Raw genomic sequence first — 19,760 nt, 5'->3', positions numbered from 1 at the left:
AGACGCATACTGTCCAAATGCCGGAAACAATGCCATATCAACGCTCACAGGGGATGATCAGTGCCTGTAGACTCACCACCATCACTGAATGACACCGCATCATCACCCGCCTGACCGAGCGCCCGACGCGCATGACGCACCACAAGTTCACTAATCGCCCGAGCAGTCGACGGAGCAGTTTCCCAGTGATGCCAATAGAGTTTGACTTCCACCGTATGCTGAGGCGCGAGGCGCACCAGCTGGCCCGCTTCGATCAGAGACCTGGCTTGCAGACAGGGAACGAGTCCGTACCCGATCCCCCTCTCGATCGCAGCCAGCAATGCCGACGGCGACGGAAAGTAATGCGTCGCGTAGTTCCTTACCTCAAGGTCCAGAACTCGTTCGAGAAACAGCGCGTGCAATCCATCCTTCCGGTTATAGAGCACGGCAGGCGCGGTAAGGACGCCATGCAATCCCAGTCCTTGCGGGAAAAACTTTGCGGCGAACTCCACGTTCGCTACACACTCATACTCCATCATGCCAATGGGTTCAGCGAGAAACCCAGTCGGCGGATTGCTAGAGGTCGAAACACAACCCATCGCCTCTCCCTTGGTCAACAGTGGTAGCGTGTGATCCTGATCGTCAACGATCAGTTCAAGAGCTACGTTTCTTTCCGCGATTTCCCAGGCGACGGCCTCGAACCATGTTGCGAGGGAATCCGCATTCACAGCAATAGCCACGCGTGGGCGCATGCCGTCCATTGGTTTAATCTGCTGCTGCGTTTCCGCCTCGAGTATCTTGAGCACACGGATATGCCGCAGCAGGACCTCGCCTGCTGGCGTGGGAACATTTCCATCGCGTACAACCAGTGGAGTACCGAACTCCTCCTCAAGTGCCTTGAGCCTGAGAGACACCGCACCGCGAGTGATATTCAACAACATAGCAGCACGTCCGAAATGCCGCGTCTCCACAATGGCGGAAAATGCCTCCAACTGTTGTCGATCAAAATTCATGACCAGATCGATCTTGCGCGCTCGTTATGCGCGCTCCATCACGGAAAGCGCGACCGTCTTCTGCGACTCCAGTACGGCGAGGCGTTTGGTCAACGCGGCGCGGACCGACTCGTAAGCGGACCTTCCGAGCGCCACCCGGAACGGCGGAGACGGACTGTCGATCGTTGCAAGCATCGTATCGACAGTTTTGCCGGCATCGGCGAATTCGAAATAACCCGCGTCGATCGTGCGCCGAAGTTCGCGCACCGGCGTGCTGTCGTATGCGTCGAGCGGCGCCGCGCGATCCAGGCTCGCACCGAAGTTGGTGCGCGTCGGCCCGGGCGCCACGATCACGAAGTCGATGCCGAACGCTGCCACCTCTTGCGCGACGGCTTCGACGAAGCCCTCGATGCCCCACTTGGTCGCGTGATAGGCACTGAAGCCCGGATAGGCGATCTGCCCCCCTTCCGACGACACCTGCACGATGCGTCCGCCGCCCTGCAACCGCAGACGCGCGATGGCGGCGCGAATCAGCTGGATCGAGCCGGTCAGATTGGTGGCGATTTGCCGTTCGATCTGCGCGTCGCTCAATTCCTCCGCCGCGCCGAACAAGCCGTAACCCGCATTGCTGACGACGACGTCGATCCGTTCGCGGGCCGAGAAGGCATCTGCGACCGCGGCCCGGATCGCATCCGAATCGGTCACATCGCACGGGACGATTTTCAAGCGCTCGCCGTGTTGCGTCTTCAGATCATCAAGCGCGCCGGGTTTGCGCAGCGTCGCCACCACAGCGTCGCCGCGCGCCAGCAAGCGCTCGGTTAGTCCGCGCCCGAGCCCGCTCGAAGCACCAGTAATCAGCCAGTTTTTCGTCATTGTTCTCTCCGTTAAACGAATCCGCTATCCATGCTAAGGCGATATGATTGGTGTGCGAACCCCCGTCAATTAGGACGAGCCGTTGACGGAACGACAGCGGCCCACGTTTTCGCTCTTCGTTGGTGCCGGCAATTGACGTTCGCCTGGCTCCAGGTCATGCGACGATGTCTGTACGGTCATCGCCACCATGCGGCAACTTGTTAGGGATCTCATCGAGCTTGTCCCCGAGAATACGCCGCACCACCACGTAGAACACAGGGATCAGCAGCAAACCGAGGACAGTCGCGAACAACATCCCGCCTATTACCCCTGTACCGATTTCGTGCCGGGATGACGCCCCCGCTCCGGTAGAAATCACGAGTGGGAAAACCCCGAGAATGAAGGCCATCGATGTCATCAGGATCGGGCGCAACCGCAACTTTCCGGCTGTCAACACAGCGTCGTATAAAGTCATGCCTCTGGCCTGCCCATCGACGGCGAATTCGACAATGAGAATCGCATTCTTTGCCGCAAGACCAATCACGGTCACCAGACCAATCTTGAAGTAAATGTCATTGGGAATGCCACTTAGCAGGCAGAAAGTTAGCATCCCGAGCATACCGAGTGGAACCACGAGCAGAACGGCCACCGGTATCGACCAGCTCTCATAGAGCGCCGCGAGGCACAGGAACACCACGACGATCGACAGAATCATCAGCAACGTCGCCGAATTGCCAGAGAGAACTTCCTGATAGGACTGACCGGTCCAGTCCGCGGCGAAGCCCGGTGGCAGCTGCGTATCGACAATATGCTGCAGTGCCTGCATGGCTTGCCCGGTCGAATAGCCAGGCGCGGGATTGCCCACAATCTCAATGGCCGAATAGCCGTTATAACGCGGCAATGCAACGGGACCAACATCCCAATGTGTTTTCACCACGCTCGACAACGGAACCATGTTGTACGGACTCAGCGAGCTATTGGTCGCCGTCGGGTTGACCTGGGTCAGGTACCCAACGGTGTTAGCGGTTTCGCCAGCAGTACTGGTGGCGCCGGTCGACGCGCTGCTGATCCCGCTGGGCGTGTATATATGCTGGAACGCGTCGATCCCCATCCGGTACGGTGCGTCGGCCTGCAAATACACGCGCTTGACACGACCCGCATAGGTGAACTGGTTCACATAGTACGGAGCCAGCTCCATCTGGATGGCGTTATAGACATCGGTCAGGGAAAGCCCCATTGCTTGTGCCTGCACGCGATCGACGGACATCTCCAGCTGCTGTGCATCGGGAAGCGAATTGGGCCGAATACCATACAGCGTCGTATTTTTCGCGGCATTACCAAGCAGAACGCGTCCGGCCTGCGCCAGTTCCGCGCGTGACTGACCCGCACGAGCTTGCAGGTACATGTCAATTCCGCCGAACTGGCTCAGCCCGCGGATGGTGGGAAGATCGACGACGAAGACGCGCGCGTCCTGGAGTCCATGCAATATACGGTTCGCCTGCGGAATGAGCTGCATCGCGCTTTCGGAGCGCTTGTCCCAGTCGGTCAACTGGATAAACGCCATCCCCACGTTCTCGCTACTGCCTACAAAACTGTATCCCTCCACCTGGTACACACCAGCGACGTCCTTACCGATCGGGCTATGCTTGAGCCTGTCCGACATCTCGTCCATGACCTCTTCAGTACGCTGGAGCGTGGCGCCCGTCGGAAGATTGACGAGCGCAAGTATGAAACCCTGGTCCTCGTCCGGCACGAAGCTGGTCGGCAGATGCACATACAGAAACCCGGCCAGCACGGAGAGCAATACAAACACCACCATCCAGCGCGGTGCGTGACGTACCGCACCGCCTATCTGGCGCGCGTAACGCTCGTTGATCCCAGCGAGCCCCTTGTCGAACCAGCGGAAAATGAAGTTCTTTTTCTCTTCGTGCGTGGGCTTGAGAATCGCCGCGCAGAGCGCCGGCGTGAACGACATGGCAAGGAACGCCGACACCAACATCGAAACCGCAATAGTCAACGCAAACTGAGCGTAGATGATGCCGGTGGCCCCCGGCTGTAACGCCGACGGAATGAACACGGCGGCCAACACCACGGTAATCGCGAGAATGGCACCGGTAATCTGCCCCATCGCCTTGCGGGTAGCCTCTTTCGGTTCGAGACGTTCCTCGCTCATGATGCGCTCGACGTTCTCGATCACGACGATCGCATCATCCACCACAATGCCGATTGCCAGCACCATTCCGAACAGGGTCAGCTGATTGAGTGTGAAGTGCAGCACCGAGAGGCCGATAAAGGTACCCAGAAGCGCCACAGGGATCACAAGCGTCGGAATAATGGTGGCGCGCAGGTTCTGCAGGAAAATCAGCATCACCACAAAGACGAGCGCAATCGCCTCCAGCAGCGTGCGCACCACATCGGCGATCGAAGCCGAGATAAACGGCGTCGTGTCATAAGGCACATTCCAGGTTACGCCAGCCGGAAGATCCTTGGCGAGTGTAGCCATTTCGGCCTTCACCGCTTTGGCCACCGCAAGCGCATTGGCGCCCGGCAGCAGATAGACGCCCAACCCGCCAGCCGCTTTGCCCTTATAGACAGAGGCCGAGCCGTAGCTTTGCGCACCGAAGGTGATGCGTGCAACATCGCTTAACCTGACCACGGTGCCGTTGCTGTTGGTCAACAGGATGATGTCGCGAAACTGCTTCAGTGAAGAGAAGAGCGTGTCACCGGATACCGAAGCAGTAAACACTTGCCCCTTCACGGCCGGATCGGAACCCAGCGAACCGGTTGCGAACTGCGCGTTCTGGGCGCTTACAGCGTGAAGCACCTGGGTGGTCGACAGACCATACCCTTGCAGCTTGTCCGGATTCAGCCAGATGCGCACTGCGTATTCAGAGCCCAGCGACAGCGTGTTACCCACGCCGTTGACCCGTGCGATCACCGGCTGGATCTGCGACGCGATGATATCGTTCAGGCGCGCTGCGTCGATGGCAGGGTTGCTCGACTGCAGGGAAAGGAACATCAGAATGTCGGGACTCGCCTTGGCGACGACCACACCCTGCTGTGTCACCTGGGCTGGTAGCAGCGGTTGGGCCAGATTGACCTTGTTCTGGACCTGCACTTCCGCGATGTCCGGATTGGTGCCAGTCTGGAAACTCAGCGTGATTGTGACGGTGCCGTTGGAGTTGGAAGCAGAACTGAAATACAACAGGTTGTCGATGCCGGTGAGCTGCTGCTCGATCACCTGGGTCACGGTCGATTCCATGGTTGCTGCGTTTGCACCAGGATACGTGGCCGTAACGGTGACTTGAGGCGGCGCGACGTCCGGGTAGGAATCGATGCCAAGATGCATCATCGAAATCACACCGATGATGCAGATCAGGATCGGGATCACCCACGCAAAGACGGGGCGATCAATAAAAAATCGAGGCATGGGACAGCTTCCTTAGTGTGCGTTGACGGCAGTCCGGCTGCCCGCAGCCAATGCAGATCCAGCTTGCAGCGCAACCGTCGACGGCGCATGCCATGGATGAGGCTTGACAGGATCGCCCTCATGCAGGCCTTGCAGACCGGAGACGATCACCTGATCGCCGGCCGTAACGCCGCTGGTAACGATCCAGTTGGTGCCGAAGCTGTCGTTGGCGGCCACATCCTCACGCGCCACCTTTCCGCTTGCATCGACTACGAATACATACGCGCCTACGGTGTCGCGCTGAAGCGCCTCCTGTGGCACCAAGAACACGTTGCGCTGTTGGCCCAATGTCACGTTCAACGTCACATACATGCCCGGGAGCAGCGTGCGCTGCGGGTTCGGTACCAGTGCACGCAGGTTGACGGCACCTGTGGTGGCATTCACGGAGACGTCGGAGAAGTCGAGGGTGCCCGGTTGGGCGTACGCGCTGCCGTCGGGCAGAGTGATCTGCACGGTCGTCCCGTCTGGCTGGGAGAGCGCGACGTCGCCGCGGGCGCTTGCTTCTCGCAGCATCAACAGATCCGCCGCGCTCATGGTGAAGTTCACGTAGAGCTGATCGATCTCGTTCACGGTGGTAAGCAAGGTGCCGCCGGAGCCAGCATCGGCGGTACTGCTACCCACGACGGCGCCGACGGTCACCTGCTGCTGACCGGCAATGCCGTGGATCGGGGAGGTCACCCTGGTATAGCCCAGATTGACCTTCGCGCTTTCCACCGTCGCCTCATCGGCCTTGACTTTAGCCGCGTCGCTGCGCACTGTTGCATCGGCATTGTCAACTGTCTGTTGCGACACGGAGCCGACCGGCAGCAGCTTGTGATAACGTGCCGCGTTGGCCTTGTCGTTCATCCAGGTAGCTTCGTCTTCGCTGAGGATGCCGAGGTCGTTGTTGAGCTGCGCCTGATAGTACGCAGGATCGATCTCGAAGAGTACCTGACCGGCTTTGACGTCGCTACCTTCCTTATAGACCCGTTTGGTCAGGACACCGGACACCCGCGCCATGACGTTGGCGCTGAGATAGGGAGCAAGACGTCCGACCAGATCGCGCCTCAGGGCAATACTCTGTGGCTGGACGGTGATCACGCCGACCTGCGGCGGCTGAACTGCCGGGCCGTGACGGGATTTTCCGCAGCCGGCAAGCGCGGACAACGTCAAAAGGGTAACGAACAGCAACGATATGGACTTCACAGAGACTCCAATGTTTCGTGGTTCTTTCCACAGCCGGCCATCGCTCGACTGATCACTTCGTTCTCCAACGCGACCACTTTCAAGGCGATTCTTCATTGCAACCTCACTCCCGACTTCTGATCCGGGGGTTGCTGCGCAGCGTTCGCGCTCATGCTGACTGCCGCCTTGCCGGCGTCGTCCCACTGCCACCCGCCGCCGAGATTCTTGACCAGCGCGACGCTGCTCTCTGTCAACGCAGCCTGCGTATCCTTCAGGCTGCGCATCGCCTGCAGCAGCGTGATCCGTTGGGTCAACAGGGCCTGTTCGCTTGCGGTACCTGCCTGCAACTGCGCCTGCTGACTGGAGAAGAGCCGCTGGTTGCGCTCGTAGACCTTCGCATACGCCTGCTCCTGCTGACATAGATGGTTGTAAGATGACAGGCTATCCTCAACGCTCTGGAATGCCGAGAGCACCGTGCCACGATAGGTGGCGACCTGTTCGTCGTAGGTCGCCTCGGCTTCACGGACCGCCGCCGAGCGCGCACCACCGTCGAAGATCGTGGCGGCAAGATCCGGTCCGAGCGTCCAGAAGCGGTTCGGTACCGAGAACAGATTGGCTAGCGCGTTGTGTTCGAAGCCCCCCTGGGCGGACAGCGTCAGCGTCGGGAAGAACGCAGCCTCCGCTACACCGATCCTGGCGTTAGCCGCGGCAACTGTGCGCTCGGCGCTCACGACGTCATAGCGCCGCTCCAGAAGCTGCGACGGTAATCCCAGTGGCACGGCTGGCGTCGCGAAGACATAGCCGGGCTGCGGCGGCAGGGAGAAACTGGCCGGCGCCGCACCAGTCAGCACAGCGATGGCATGCTCGGCCTGCTCGCGTGAAGTCTCCGTGGCTTGCAGGTCTGCGATCACGAACTCGAGGGTGTCCTGCGCATTGAGGACTTCATCGTTTGATACGATTCCCTGCGCGAAGCCGGCGCGGTCCATCTCAAGGATCCTGGCGTCGATGTCCTGCTGCGCCTTCAGTAAAGCGATGTCGATATCGGCCTGACGAAGCGAGAAATAGTCCACCGCGACGCTGGCGGCAATCGAGAGGCGTTCGCCGGCCAACTGGGCGTCGCTTGCCTGTGCGCTGGCTTTGGCTGATTCGATCTGGCGACGCACACTGCCCCACAGGTCGACCTCCCAGCTGGCGGAAGTGCTGATACTCGCGAGATTGCTCGTGTACGGCTGGCCCCTCACGCTTTCGACAGAGGCCGTGCGCGAGCGCGATCCGGACGCGTCCAGCCCGACTGTCGGGAAGAGGCTCGCGACATTGGCATCGATCGTGGCCCTGGCGAGCCGGTATGCGGCTTCCGCAGAGGCGATCGACTGGTTGGCCTTGAGCGCCTGATTCACGAGGCCCGACAGCGTGTCGTCGTGATAGTCGAGCCACCAGGTGCTCGAAATGGCGCCCTGCACGTTCACCCGAGCCCGCTGCCAGTCCGTGCCTTCCTTAAAGGTAGCGGGGATGTCCTGGGCTGGCTTGTGATAGTTGGGACCGACGGCGCAGGCTGCCACGCATAGCGTGGCAGCGAACAAGCTGCCAAGCCGCAGGGTCCGTGCTGTCCACGGTACGCCCCGGCGGCTCGCCTCGGAATCAATAAACGGCTTCCTCATGTCACGCTTCCTTCTCTCTTTACAATGCAGCTGCAAGGTATCGCGCTCAGTCGATACAGTCGTAACCCATCAGTTCGAGATGCAGCTGAACGAGCCACCTATGCTCGCAGTCGAGCTCGATCGATGCCCCGTGTTCGCCCGAGTCATGCAGCCGGACATGACCAGTCGCACAGGCAGCCCGGAATACCCGCAGGCCGAACAACCGTAGCGCGAGTGTGACCGCCAGCGCGAGCAGCACTAACGCGGCTCGAACGTTCGTCGGGGGCTCACCTGCGTCGAACAGCTCGAACGTCACGTAGAGAGCACATCCGGGAACGGCCGCGAGCAGCAGAGAAACAGCGAGCAGCACGAAATGCGCGCGCAGGCTCGTCGCAAGACTCCGCTTCATCGGGAATGCTGCAGAGGCTGACAGATGGCACAGCGGATGATTGTCCGGCGCATTGTCGTCAATGCAGCCATGCGGTGTGGCAGAAAAGGAATGGCCTTCAAGTCGGCTCCTGGATCGGGCGAAAAGTGGAACGAGTTTAGGAGCACTCGACTTACCGCTTACTTACCACGATGCCAGTCCGCCTGACCAAGGTCAGGCCGGTAAGTATCGGGTAAGCCCGTCGAACTGATAATCGAATGGTCGTCGTGGAGTTGTCCGGTTTCCCGAATCAGCCCGATTGCTCTATTGAAGCCGTGCTAACGGAGCTGCACGTCCCATGCCCACTCGCATACTTGTCGTCGACGCTGACGCCGGACTGCGCGATCCGGCAAACTTAGTGCGCACGCCAACTCACGAAGACAGCTCTTTCAGACTGTCCGGGCGCGAGTTCGCGTTGGTCGAAACTTCGCCACTGCGTAGCTGCACGCATGCACCCGGGAACAATTCATCGGGCTGACACTCCTCCGGAGATGCCTGCCGCCCGAGGCTCGTTCAAACGGTATGTGGCCGCAACCACGTGTTCGTTCCAGACGGCAAACAGAGGCTGAGTTTCCCATGAACCTTCCACCGAGACGACGATCCAGTCAGGAATTCGACATCGACTTCCGAATCAGGCCATCGGAAAATTTCAGCCATCCGGATATCCCCAGTTTGCAGACACTTATTGAGGAGAGGCCGCGGACGAGACAATCTGAGACAACTTTTAAACAGACTGGAACGCGACGCGTTTTTACACTGTCTTTGCCGTGGCTCATTACTCTGACACGGCTTTAAACCCAGAGGACGATACACATGAAAAACCGGTTCTTCACCTTGTCGACCGCCGCCACACTGATTTGTGCCGCCTGTCCGGCATTTGCGGGCGTAGCCGTCGGCGTTTCCGTCGGCGCACCCGTTGCCGCAGTTCCGGCTTATGTGCCACCGCCCCCTGCCGTGGTAGTGGCAGCGCCAGCCTATGCGCCGGCACCTCCCGCCGTCGTGGTTGCAGCACCTTTCGCTGTAGCGCCGGTAGTCGCGCCCGCCCGGATAGCAGTGGTGGCCGCGCCCGCACGGGTAGCAGTAGTCGCCGGGCGCCCAAGGGTGTCGGTAGTGGCCGTACACAGTGGATACCATCACGGCGGGAACTAGCGGTTGCGACACCCTTGGGCCCCACGCTTCCAAGAACGCGCAATTTGGGCTTCACAATGTACGAGCGATAGGGTCCACATCATGCCAGATGTCGTTTTCAGGGCCACCGATACCCGGCAGGGCCGCATTATTGTTCTGGACGACGAAGCGGTCATCCGTAGCATGCTCCAGCGCTACCTCGTCTCGCATGGCTTCGAGGTGCGTACGGTGCGCAACGGTATGCAGCTCGCGACGTCGCTCGAACGCCACTCATATGATCTGCTGATCCTCGACATAATGATGCCCGACGAGGATGGGCTGTCGATATGCAGGCGACTGCGCGCACAGGGTGAAACACTGCCGATCTTGATGCTGACTGCTCGCGGGGACCCTGTCGATCGGGTAATCGGCCTCGAGCTCGGCGCAGACGATTATCTGGCGAAGCCATTTCTGCCGAACGAGTTGCTGGCGCGAGTGCGTGCAATACTGCGCCGCCGTGACCTTCTGATGCGCCAGTTAAACGCAATCGAGGGAGCGATGCCTGGAAGCGAGACGGCCGTACTGCGTTTCGGTGCGTTCAGGCTCGATGTCGGACAGCAGACGCTAAATCGCGATGACAATCTCAAGGTTGAGATCGGCAACGCGGAAATGCGCCTGCTGTGCGCACTTGCGCGCACGCCAAATCGCCCGGTGAGCCGTGCAAAGCTCATTGAACGGGCCAGAGGGCCGGACTCCGACGCATCTGGACGCATCATTGATATGCAGGTGTGGCGAATTCGCCAGATTGTCGAGACCGATGTGTCAACGCCGCGCAATATCCGCACGATATGGGGCGTCGGATATATGCTTGTCGCGGAGTTTGATGCATGACCAGATTGTGGCTAGGTTCGCTGCTAGGACGCAACCTTCTGTTGCTCGTGCTTCTCGTCGTCGCCAGCGACATTTCTACCTTCACGATATTCTTCGCCTTCGTCCAGCTCCCACGCATCGACGAGGCCGCGGCGCTATTTGCATCGCAGACAAAGCAGGTCGCGCGCCTGCTACGCGTGCTCCCGCCCGAGATCCGGTACAGCGAGCTCGTCGCCATCAATGGCGGCGAGCAGGCGCCGCCCGCAGACACGGACACGCCTACGCACAGTTTTTCGGCTCACCGGTTCCTGCAAACCCTCACGCAACATTTGTCACCAGGTACGCGGGTCCGTTTGGACGGCGGCAAAGACAGTCGCCAAATATGGATTCAGCTCCGGATCAACGACCAGCTTGACTGGATAATGTTGCCAGTCCCCGCCGAAATCAATCACCAACTACCGTGGAGTGTAATTGCCCAACTGTTCACGATCGCGGCATTCCCCGCACTCGGCGCATGGCTCATCCAGCGGCACACAGTGGTGCGACTGCAACGCCTCGCGCGTGCGGCGACAACGGTTACACATGGTGGGTGGCCTGAACCGGTGCCTGTCGACGGACCTGCCGAGTTTATTACCGTAGCCAGCACGTTCAACCAGATGGTCGCGTCACTTGCAGAGATGGACGCGACGCGCACAGAGATGCTTGCCGGCATTTCGCACGACATCCGCACGCCGCTCACAAAACTGCGGATGGCGATCGCGGCGCCGGAGGCATTTGAGGCCCCGTCTGCGAGCGCAGAGCACTTCCTCGCGGAGATTGACGCGATTGTGGAACAGTTCATCGATTTCGCGCGAAGCCGCGACAGTGAGCCGGTTGTGCCTAGCGATCTCAACGCGCTGGTCGATCAGCTCGCAGCGGATTACGTTGGCCTCGGATACGTCTTCCAGACATCACTGGCACCGTTGCCACTGGTCGCCTTCCAGCCAGTCGGCATGCAAAGGGTACTGATGAATATGATGCACAACGCAGTCATTCACGGTCGAATCGGCCTCGCTGTGCGCACATGGACCGAGCCGGGGTATGTTGTGCTCAGCGTGGAAGACGAGGGGCCAGGTGTGCCAGAAGCGCAACTTCCATTGCTCAAACAGCCGTTCCGGCGTATTCCCTCACCGGGCACGGAGGGCGGTACCGGACTTGGTCTCGCGATTGCCGAGCGCATCATCCGTTGGCACGGAGGCAGGCTGGATCTGAATCTGCGAGCAGAAGGCGGCCTCGCGGCGACGCTGCGTCTTCCCCTTAAATAACCTCTTCCGGGGGCAGACTCCATTGGGGCTTGTACCCGCTGAAATGCCACCTCTTCACGGCGCGCACCAATTACCGTTATTACGCTGTCGGGGCACATCGATTTAACTCGCAGGCGTGGCAATCACTTAAATTATCGGAGAAAAGCGTTAGATCAAGGTAGCATCTTTTGTCTATGGAGTCTTGCCGGCCTGAATCGTCGCAAAAAATTCAACCAGGATGCTCGCCACCAGCTTTGGCTTTCCATTCAGATCTTCGTTCCATGGCGACGAGTGGTCGGCTCCAGCGAGCTCGATACATTCGCAACAAGGTAATGTCGCCGTCAATGCAACGATTGCCTTCTTAAGGTAGTCAGGACTCCTGCTTCCACCGATCAGTAGCACTGGGGTACTCACTGCGCGAAGATCGTGTAGATGCTGATTCATGCCTGACACGACATTGAAGTCGTAACGCATCGCGGAAATCAACTCCCTTAACGATGCGTACGAAGTCGACCGACGATCATCGACGCGCAACGCGCGTGCCGCAACGATCCGAAGGATCCAATGAGGCACAAACTGCAAAATCCGGGGTCCCAAACCGACGATGCGCATCGCCGTGGCGAGCGCGTCTTCCAGTTGTTCGCGTTCGACCTGCGTATTAAAGCGCGTGACGAGATGTGTCGCCATCCCACCCAGATAGAACGGTGGTTCGTACACTGCTGCGCGTTCGACCGGTAAGCCTCTTCGGAGGCTTTCAAGAACTATCACCGCTCCGGAACTTAACCCAAACAGGAACTGAGCGCCCGTGTGCCCGAGAAGGACCCGAATGTCGTCGACATCTTTTTGAATCGAATGTTGAGCGTCGTACGGACGCGGGCTCAATCCACGGCCGCGCCGATCCGGCACATGGACGGTGAATTTGTCGGACATCGCGAGAGCGAGCTGATGGTAATTCCGTGTGGTCCCCATCGCACCCTGAACAAGGACGACACCGGGTCCATCGCCAAATGACTCGTATCCGATTGACGTACCGTCTGACGACGTCACCCGCCCACTTACAATCGATGTTTCTGATCGCATGGCTGCCTTTCACATATCCGACGAGAACCACATGCCGAAGGTAGTGCTGTTGTTTCCCAAGATTTCCGTCTTCAGGCGCTGGATGATCGCGGACGACCGAGCTTTACCATCTGCCGAAACATGAATTGCGGCGCAACGCGGCTGGCGATCTTCAGTACATTGCTCAGGCCCGGACGAATTTCCCGCTTTCCAGCTTCGATACCGTCAATGGTGCGTTTAACGAGGACACTGACGTCCATACCTTTCTCCCCCTTCATTTCCTCGGCGAACTCGCCCCGGAACAAGGGTGTCTCGGTGGCGGGAGGGGCCAATTCGACGATTGACACGAAGGAGCCTTCCAGTTGCGCCCTCAGACACCGTGTATATGCGTGGATCGCAGCTTTGGACGCGCTGTAGATCGGAGCAGCGGGAAAAGGAATAAACGCGAGACCAGACGATACATTCACAATCAAGCTGCCCTTCCGACGCAAGAGCAGAGGGAGAAACGTTTGGACCATCCAGATGGTGCCGTTCAGATTCCCGCTGATCTCGGCTGTCAGATCGTTCAATTGATACGGCTGATCAAGCTTGATATTGCGCATCGCACCCGCGTTGTTCACAAGGGTGTCTAACAGAGGAAAACTGATTGACACCTTTTGATAAAGCAACTCGATACTCGCCGGATCGCTAACGTCGCTTTCGAAAGTGTGGAGACCTGGTACGGCTTGCCGTGCGGCTTCCAGCCTGTCGCGGTTGCGCCCGGTGACTATCACGCTGTTATCCCGCGCGATCAGTTGCTTCGCCAGCTCGAGGCCTATTCCACTGCTTCCCCCTGTAATCAACACGGTCCTTCCAATCAGTTTCACCCGTCATCTCCGGTTGAATTGAGCATGGACGTAGTTTGACGTGCATACTGTCAAAAAGGAAGAAGGCACCCGAAAGTCAGATACTTACCAAAAGGAGAGTGTGAACATGGAGCGAGTTCCGGCATTTACCAAGGAACAGGTTGAAGCCGCGCAGTACTACGCCAGTCTTACACCGCCGATTGACCTTGATCCGCGGATTGGTTCCCTGGTCAGGGATTTAATAGGTCGCGTCGCCGACAAATGGACGATGTTGATTCTCGACGTCCTCGCGGAAGATTCGCCGCTGCGTTTCAGCCGCCTCGGCGAACGGGTCGAAGGCATCAGTCAGAAGATGCTCACCCAGACCTTGCGCGCGATGGAGCGCGATGGGCTAGTCACGCGTACTGTGTATCCGGTTGTGCCACCGAAGGTGGAGTACAAGCTTACAGACCTGGGAATCACTTTGGGCGCGGCGTTTTGCGGCGTATGGGTTTGGGCCGCCAACAATCTGGATGCGGTCGAAAAGGCACGTAACGCTTTTGACGATGGATCGGCGCAATGAACGGTACGCGTCGATGATCGATCACCGCTTCATTGCATACTGGTGTTTCAAATTTACCTGGCGAGCGTCGCCAGGCTGGTCGAAGGAGAACACGAAGACGCAGGAAGTGCGTGGAGTCTCCTGCACGTTGGTTCCGCGACGACATTGACGCCCGGCCGTCTGTGGCAATCGTAGCGAGAGGCTCGCCCCTCTCCGGGCTTACCGACCAACCTCACTTCGCGAGGTGCTGCGAGATGAAAAGCGCTGCCCGGTCGAGCGCGTAGTCGGCTTCGTCGAGCATGCCGGCGAACGCGTGGAAGACATGCGGCACATCGGCGGTGACGTCGAGGATCACGTCGACCTCAGCGCCGCGGGCGCGTGCCGCGAGACGCACGGAGTCGTCAAGCAGAAGCTGGTTTGTACCTACTGAAGCAAGATGGGCGGAAAACCGCTCAGGTCGGCGTGCACCGCGGGGGTGAGCAATAGACTTTCCGGGTTCTGGCCTACGAGGTACATGGCACCGGTGTGTCCCGTTCCCTCGCGCGTGAAGAAGGGATCAACACCTTCCTTTGTGATCATCGTCGCTCCGCGTCGGTCACGGTCCATGCCCGGAGAAAACGCGACGAGTGAGGCAGGTAGCGGCACTCTACACTCCAGCGTCCCGGGCTAACGGCGCACCGTAAGAGTGCTGATCGGCTAGCCGTCAGTATATTTTTGCCTGCAAGGACTTATCACGACCAGCGAGAGCGGACCAGCGTTATCGGCTGCAAAGGCAACCGCTTCGTTGGCATCGTCCAAAGAAAATTCGGTCACGTTGAACTTCGTCAGACTGACCAGCCCGGCACGAATCATTGAAACCATTTGTGGGATCGCCACACGTGGGTACATCCATTGACCTCGAAGCGTGACTTCATTGTGCATAAGCCAGGCATATGGCAGTGAAGGCTCGTCCTCTCCGGTCTTCCGGACGCCACCCATTAGCACCAGGCGGCCACCACGCCTCAGTGCCTTCGCACCCACCAGCACTTGTGACGCGGACGCCCCACGGGGCAGTATGTCCAACGCGAGGTCTATCTCCCCTTCCGCGAGTTCGCAGATTCGTCGTGTATCGTCTACGTCTCCTGTCACACGTACGCAAATCACTCGCGGACCGAGCCGACGAGCCAGTTCATCGAGCTTCTGCTGATTGCGACCAGCTGCCACAACTTTTGCCGCACCCATAGCGAGCGCCGCGACGACTCCGGCGCTGCCGAATCCCCCCGTTGCCCCGTTGACAAGCACAGTATCGCCAGGCTGCAGCTCTCCAGCGAGCAGACCGCCGAACGGCACAAGCAATTGGCTCAACGCGCACCACTTCCCCGCATCGCGCTCTTCCAGATCGCCAATAGCCGTGACATTCTCGGTCGGCACCAGCATCTGCGTCGCAAAGGAACCGTGGTGATAGAAGCGATGCAGCGAAAGGGCCGCCGGATTACGTGCGGTCCATCCTTGCAGAATCGTGTCCGGGTTAATGGCATTGTCACGCGCGCGAATGGTCGGGTCACAGTAGACCCAGTCGCCAATTGCGAGCCGTGTGGAATCCGGACCCGCCGCACGCACCCGGCCTATAGCGCCAGCACCCGGCACGAGCGGAGGCTCCAGCAGGTAATTCCGGGCGCCGGAGAAGACGCCGTGTGCATAGCTCGCCACTCCTGTCGCGACGACGTCAACGATGACTTCGCCGGTTCCAATAACCGGATCGGGTAACGTTTCGATGGAGAGCGGAGTACCGAATGCATTGAGAAGGGCAGCTTTCATTGGAGCCTCGCTGTATGTCAGGTGAAGATCGCTAGAGTTGTTTGAGGGTGAACGTGAATTTCGGAATACGTCCGCTCGCGAGTGCCTTCTGCGCCCCAGCCGCGAATCAGTCTGGCCTCAAGACGCAAACTCGCGCTGGAAATGAATCCACTGCACCGATTGGACCCGGCGCAAAACGACTCCATTCGTCATCACGATCGACTTCGGCAGCACCTCAGGCAATGTGCCGGTCATCACCTGAGACGGGGTTCCTGGGAAGCTTCCTCGGTCGGCGAGGCATCAATGCCTCCATCGCCCACTTCCTACGCCTTACCCAATATTTTCGACAGTCACGGGGTTACTCATATCCCCCGGGGCTTGTGCAACTACCGGAATCCCGACTGTTTCCCTCGGCGCAACTCTCAACAGTTTCGCGGCTGCCTTGATGACGCGATGCGCATCGAGGTTCTGCAGACAATCGCTGCTGCTATGGATGCTTTTCCCACAACCCTCCCGCTGGCATGGCACACACGCAGCGGTTCCCTGCACCAGATAAACATTCCCCTTCTGCCCGGAACCGACGAGCTTCCACGGGCTACGTCCCGACCATCCTTTCGGCCATGGCCCCCATCGAACCGGATTCGACGGCCCGAACAGCACGATGGTGGGAATTCCAGTTGCTGCCGCAACATGCGATACCGACGTGTCTGGGCCGACAAAGAGGCTGGCTCGTCGAATCACTTCGGCCGTCTCACCGAAGCTCAACTTCCCGGCCAGGTTGATGACATCTCCACCGGCACGGCTGGCGACATTCTTTGTATACAGGACTTCCGCAGGCGCGGGGCCACCCGTCAGCACAATTGCGTAGCCGTGCGAGCGCGCAAACCGTATGACTGACACCCATCCTTCGACATGCCACATTTTGTACGTGAACTTCGGATACGTATGCACCACCACAAATGATGAACTGCCACCGCATGTAAGGAGTTGATCCAGCCGTTTCAATTTGCCGGACTCGTTACCGACTCCGGGGGGGACGACATCAAAGCAGGCCGGAATTCCAAGCAGACTCATCAGTAATGCGCTGCTTTCGACCACATGCGCGCTACGATCATGCTCGACAGCAAAGTGGTTCAGCAGTCGCCTTCTGAACCAGCCCTTCCCCGACGGTGGGACAACGCCAATCCGCGTGCGTCCCGCCATCCAGCAATAGAATGTTGCAACGCTTGAGCTTCGCAAGGTGCACGCCAGGTCGTACCTGCGCCAGATCTGGCGTATCGTTGCAAACCGCTCACTGATAGTGGTACGACGTGGCACAGAAATCACGTGCCGGATATCTGGATTGTTCTGCAGTGCGACAGCGGTTCCATCGAACACCAGCATGTCGATTTGCGCACCGGGCCAATGCAGCTTTAATGAACGTACCGCAGGGGTGCTCAGCAATACGTCACCGATTCGCTCCGTGCATATGACGAGAATCGCGCGAGGAGCCAGCGGTTCGACAAAAAGAGGGGTCATAACCAGACGGTGAACCGCGTTCCAATCGAAAGTGAGCTCACTGTCAGGCGCCATTCGTGCACCGCCGCGATTTCCTTGCATATTGCCAATCCCAGGCCCGCGCCATCGTGCCTTGAATCGGGCGCGCGCCAGAATCGCTTGAACAGAAACGGAAGATGATCCTTGCGGATGCCAGGCCCTTCGTCAGAAATCTCGATCGATATCCCGTCAATAGTCAACAACACGATGCCGTGGACAGGGGACGCATTGATCGCGTTTTCGACGATATTCTTGAGGAGAATGAACAGCGCGCTTTTGTCCGCCCAGATCGACGGTGCCGTGTCGCGCTCATCCACACGTAACGTCACCTGCTTTGCATCGGCCTTGCGAGCCAGATACGCAACGACATCCTGCGCCACGTCAGCAATGTTGACTTCGCCGCAATCGAAATTCTGTGCTTCGCTGACTTCGGCCAGATGTAGCAGTTGTCGAACCTGCCTCGACATCAGGTCGATTTCGCGGAACAAAAGATCTCTTTCCTTGATCTCCGGCTGCAACTCGATCTGCCCGCGGATCAATGTCAGCGGCGTTTGAAACTCATGCGCGGCAGCCGCAAGAAATTGCTGCTGAACCAGAAAGCCGTTCTCGAGCCGTCCAAGCGCCTCGTTGAAGGCATTGATCAACGGCTTGATCTCGCTCGGCACACCATGGCTCGAAAGGCGCGTCTTCAGATGACGCGGCGTTATCTGTGCCGCCGCGTCAGACGCGTCCCGCAACGGCTTGAGCATGCGGCGGATCGTAAACAACAGCACAATGCCGAATATGGCAACTGCAACAAAAAAAATGACCCTGACCGTCGACGGAATTGGTTTGACCTTTGAACTGACGAGTACTTCTATGAATCTGGCACTCGTCGCGGTCTGCACATAAAACTCGGATTGTCCCCGCAATACCCTGCGCGTCACGATCGAAAACCGCCGTCCATCCACGTCTGCGTGGGCTATCTTGCCAACGTCGGCAGAAAGGTCGCCCGTCAACCACGGACCGTCTTTTTCTGCTCCGGCCGATGCCAGGAGGACGTGTCCCTGCGCGTCCAGTACACGATATTTGAGCTCGGTTGGCGCAACCTGAAACAGCCACGCTTGCTGATCAGGAAGCTCCACATCGCGGGGAAAACCCGAGTCGTCGAACCGAATTCCACCAATCACCCTGGCGAGACTCTGCATCTCTTCACGTCGGCCAAGAGTCTGCTCCGGGTAGTGATCGAGAACATGGATAACCATCCCGGCAAGCACGGTCAGGCTGGCTGCGAGCGCGACGACGGTCGTCACCCATAGCCGGGCCGACAGGCTTCGAATCCAGTGATTGAACATGACGGCTCCCAGGTTGAAGCGGGGTGGAATGCTGCGCGACGTCGGAATACCCATTTCGAATGCTTCGTAGACGAGATGGACCGGTCGCTCTTGCGGGCTAAGGGTGCGAGCGCGCCGCCAGCGTCCGGACAGAAAACGTAGCCCGGTGCGTGTATTGTCGTGATCACCTTCGGTGCCGCGACCAGGGTCCCCATCAGCCGGTACAACCGATATATATAGAAATCAAGACTCCGCAGCTCGATCCGGCGAGCAATTTCCACCAGATAGGACCTCGCCAGATGCACTCGTGAAAGGGCGGGACATCGCGTAGCTATTTTCCGACGGCTGCACAATCTTTCCCTCGAACGCGAGTGTGCGCATAGTTCAACTCGAAACCACGAAGACTGAAATGACGGCTCCAGTTTCGCGTGCCCATACAAGGCCGCCTGGCGCGCTCAAGCACATGCCTTGTTCTTGCCCGCACTTCGGTCGCATTCCTTTGAACCGTAAGCCTTGCACAGCGACTCTCCGACGCTGACATCCCACCAAGCGCCCAGTGGGTCAAATCGGTCGCATTGTTCAGGATCGCAAAACCGGGATTCACGGGTCCGGTCTGATCAGCGTCCGCCCCTTCTGCCCACGCACCTGTAGGAAAGCGCAAGCAAGGTTGGGAGGAAACATGCGGCGAACAGGCAAAGATTTTTTAGTCGCTTCCGGAAAGTCAGTGAACATGGTGGAACTGACTTTATGGCAGCTCGACTTACCAGTTACTTACCGAACCTGAGAATCGACTATAAACAGCGCGACTCCACCCAACCGTGCTATAGATCTCGCGTCGCGCAGTTCCTTACTGCACCGCTGGTACGCGCAACGGCTCCGCGGGAGGCACATACAGTTTTGTAGTCACAGT

15 protein-coding genes are annotated in these 19,760 nt (G+C 58.9%); 3 read left to right on the top strand and 12 right to left on the bottom strand.

From position 1 onward, the window contains the following. Positions 1 to 44: 44 nt before the first annotated feature. From WT97_RS18685 to WT97_RS18660, 6 genes are all read right to left on the bottom strand, one after another. On the bottom strand, positions 45 to 992 hold the full coding sequence (locus tag WT97_RS18685; RefSeq protein ID WP_060354034.1) for an HTH-type transcriptional regulator ArgP: 948 nt from the start codon (positions 990 to 992) through the stop codon (positions 45 to 47). 24 nt (positions 993 to 1,016) lie between these two features. Next, positions 1,017 to 1,844 (bottom strand): SDR family oxidoreductase, encoded by an 828-nt coding sequence (locus WT97_RS18680; protein WP_060354033.1) that lies wholly within the window; start codon positions 1,842 to 1,844, stop codon positions 1,017 to 1,019. Between the two features lie 154 nt (positions 1,845 to 1,998). Next, entirely contained in the window at positions 1,999 to 5,253 is a 3,255-nt protein-coding gene (locus WT97_RS18675) for an efflux RND transporter permease subunit (protein WP_060354032.1), read from the bottom strand. 12 nt (positions 5,254 to 5,265) lie between these two features. Further along, positions 5,266 to 6,573, bottom strand: a complete 1,308-nt coding sequence (locus tag WT97_RS18670; RefSeq protein ID WP_179949789.1) for an efflux RND transporter periplasmic adaptor subunit — start codon at positions 6,571 to 6,573, stop codon at positions 5,266 to 5,268. Beyond that, positions 6,570 to 8,114 (bottom strand): efflux transporter outer membrane subunit, encoded by a 1,545-nt coding sequence (locus WT97_RS18665; protein ID WP_060354030.1) that lies wholly within the window; start codon positions 8,112 to 8,114, stop codon positions 6,570 to 6,572. The genes WT97_RS18670 and WT97_RS18665 overlap by 4 nt, the downstream gene beginning before the upstream one ends. Before the next feature lie 46 nt (positions 8,115 to 8,160). Further along, positions 8,161 to 8,502: a hypothetical protein gene (locus tag WT97_RS18660; RefSeq protein WP_060354029.1), complete on the bottom strand. Its 342-nt coding sequence runs from the start codon at positions 8,500 to 8,502 to the stop codon at positions 8,161 to 8,163. 1,248 nt (positions 8,503 to 9,750) lie between these two features. Here WT97_RS18660 and WT97_RS18655 point away from each other — a divergent pair. Both WT97_RS18655 and WT97_RS18650 read left to right on the top strand, forming a co-directional pair. After that, positions 9,751 to 10,518 carry a response regulator gene (locus tag WT97_RS18655; protein WP_060354028.1) on the top strand — a complete coding sequence of 256 codons (768 nt, stop codon included), beginning with the start codon at positions 9,751 to 9,753 and terminating at the stop codon, positions 10,516 to 10,518. Further along, positions 10,515 to 11,801, top strand: coding sequence for an ATP-binding protein (locus tag WT97_RS18650; protein WP_060354027.1), 1,287 nt, complete (start codon positions 10,515 to 10,517; stop codon positions 11,799 to 11,801). The genes WT97_RS18655 and WT97_RS18650 overlap by 4 nt, the downstream gene beginning before the upstream one ends. 171 nt (positions 11,802 to 11,972) lie before the next feature. Here the strand turns inward: WT97_RS18650 and WT97_RS33075 are convergent, their stop codons facing one another. Continuing rightward, the gene (locus WT97_RS33075) at positions 11,973 to 12,860 is read right to left on the bottom strand and encodes an alpha/beta fold hydrolase (protein WP_082751424.1); all 888 of its coding nucleotides are present in this window, start codon (positions 12,858 to 12,860) and stop codon (positions 11,973 to 11,975) included. 71 nt (positions 12,861 to 12,931) lie between these two features. Next, positions 12,932 to 13,705 carry an SDR family oxidoreductase gene (locus WT97_RS18645; RefSeq protein WP_060354026.1) on the bottom strand — a complete coding sequence of 258 codons (774 nt, stop codon included), beginning with the start codon at positions 13,703 to 13,705 and terminating at the stop codon, positions 12,932 to 12,934. Positions 13,706 to 13,811: 106 nt separating this feature from the next. Here WT97_RS18645 and WT97_RS18640 point away from each other — a divergent pair, with 106 nt between their 5' ends. After that, positions 13,812 to 14,246 carry a helix-turn-helix domain-containing protein gene (locus WT97_RS18640; protein ID WP_060354089.1) on the top strand — a complete coding sequence of 145 codons (435 nt, stop codon included), beginning with the start codon at positions 13,812 to 13,814 and terminating at the stop codon, positions 14,244 to 14,246. A gap of 211 nt (positions 14,247 to 14,457) precedes the next feature. On the opposite strand, the gene WT97_RS34955 is transcribed toward WT97_RS18640, so the two are convergent. The 4 genes from WT97_RS34955 to WT97_RS18625 form a co-directional block, all read right to left on the bottom strand. Further along, positions 14,458 to 14,580: a hypothetical protein gene (locus WT97_RS34955; RefSeq protein ID WP_257128519.1), complete on the bottom strand. Its 123-nt coding sequence runs from the start codon at positions 14,578 to 14,580 to the stop codon at positions 14,458 to 14,460. 341 nt (positions 14,581 to 14,921) lie between these two features. Continuing rightward, positions 14,922 to 16,022, bottom strand: coding sequence for a zinc-binding dehydrogenase (locus WT97_RS18630; protein WP_060354025.1), 1,101 nt, complete (start codon positions 16,020 to 16,022; stop codon positions 14,922 to 14,924). A 309-nt stretch (positions 16,023 to 16,331) separates the two neighbouring features. Beyond that, positions 16,332 to 17,519: a glycosyltransferase family 9 protein gene (locus WT97_RS33070; RefSeq protein WP_082751423.1), complete on the bottom strand. Its 1,188-nt coding sequence runs from the start codon at positions 17,517 to 17,519 to the stop codon at positions 16,332 to 16,334. After that, positions 17,516 to 18,925 (bottom strand): cell wall metabolism sensor histidine kinase WalK, encoded by a 1,410-nt coding sequence (locus tag WT97_RS18625; protein WP_306640868.1) that lies wholly within the window; start codon positions 18,923 to 18,925, stop codon positions 17,516 to 17,518. The genes WT97_RS33070 and WT97_RS18625 overlap by 4 nt, the downstream gene beginning before the upstream one ends. Between the last annotated feature and the right edge of the window lie 835 nt (positions 18,926 to 19,760).

The organism is Burkholderia sp. MSMB1459WGS (genome assembly GCF_001534535.1).
Lineage (GTDB): Bacteria > Pseudomonadota > Gammaproteobacteria > Burkholderiales > Burkholderiaceae > Burkholderia.
This window is presented reverse-complemented; position numbering and strand designations above follow the sequence as displayed.

Bases quoted from the DNA above. Each gene is read 5' to 3' on its own strand.
- WT97_RS18685 (WP_060354034.1), bottom strand. From the start codon at position 992: ATGAATTTTGATCGACAACAGTTGGAGGCATTTTCCGCCATTGTGGAG.
- WT97_RS18680 (WP_060354033.1), bottom strand. From the start codon at position 1,844: ATGACGAAAAACTGGCTGATTACTGGTGCTTCGAGCGGGCTCGGGCGC.
- WT97_RS18675 (WP_060354032.1), bottom strand. From the start codon at position 5,253: ATGCCTCGATTTTTTATTGATCGCCCCGTCTTTGCGTGGGTGATCCCG.
- WT97_RS18670 (WP_179949789.1), bottom strand. From the start codon at position 6,573: ATGAAGAATCGCCTTGAAAGTGGTCGCGTTGGAGAACGAAGTGATCAG.
- WT97_RS18665 (WP_060354030.1), bottom strand. From the start codon at position 8,114: ATGAGGAAGCCGTTTATTGATTCCGAGGCGAGCCGCCGGGGCGTACCG.
- WT97_RS18660 (WP_060354029.1), bottom strand. From the start codon at position 8,502: ATGAAGCGGAGTCTTGCGACGAGCCTGCGCGCGCATTTCGTGCTGCTC.
- WT97_RS18655 (WP_060354028.1), top strand. From the start codon at position 9,751: ATGCCAGATGTCGTTTTCAGGGCCACCGATACCCGGCAGGGCCGCATT.
- WT97_RS18650 (WP_060354027.1), top strand. From the start codon at position 10,515: ATGACCAGATTGTGGCTAGGTTCGCTGCTAGGACGCAACCTTCTGTTG.
- WT97_RS33075 (WP_082751424.1), bottom strand. From the start codon at position 12,860: ATGCGATCAGAAACATCGATTGTAAGTGGGCGGGTGACGTCGTCAGAC.
- WT97_RS18640 (WP_060354089.1), top strand. From the start codon at position 13,812: ATGGAGCGAGTTCCGGCATTTACCAAGGAACAGGTTGAAGCCGCGCAG.
- WT97_RS18630 (WP_060354025.1), bottom strand. From the start codon at position 16,022: ATGAAAGCTGCCCTTCTCAATGCATTCGGTACTCCGCTCTCCATCGAA.
- WT97_RS33070 (WP_082751423.1), bottom strand. From the start codon at position 17,519: ATGACCCCTCTTTTTGTCGAACCGCTGGCTCCTCGCGCGATTCTCGTC.
- WT97_RS18625 (WP_306640868.1), bottom strand. From the start codon at position 18,925: ATGGGTATTCCGACGTCGCGCAGCATTCCACCCCGCTTCAACCTGGGA.